Raw genomic sequence first — 267 nt, forward strand, 5'->3', positions numbered from 1 at the left:
AATCTTGGCTGGGCATATGAAGATGTCGCTATCAACCTATTTGGTAAATACCGCGACCGTATGTGTTCAAGCTACGCAAACCGTTACTACTTTGATGACTGTGATTCTGCTAAAAAAGCGGGTTACAAAGCAGAAATCGCTAGTATGACAACGTGGAACCTAACGGCTTCTTACCAATTCAACGAGAGTGGTCGTGTAACTCTTGGTGCTATCAACATGTTTGACAAAGTACCGCCTGCAGATCCTCTAAGCGATACCTCTCCATTC

1 protein-coding gene is annotated in these 267 nt (G+C 44.2%); it reads left to right on the top strand.

The annotated features are described in order from the left end of the window. Positions 1–267: TonB-dependent receptor (locus O4H47_RS17950; protein ID WP_269395394.1), on the top strand; the 267-nt coding region annotated here is incomplete at both ends.

Source organism: Maritalea porphyrae (assembly GCF_027213965.1).
Taxonomy (GTDB): Bacteria; Pseudomonadota; Alphaproteobacteria; order Rhizobiales; family Devosiaceae; genus Maritalea; species Maritalea porphyrae_A.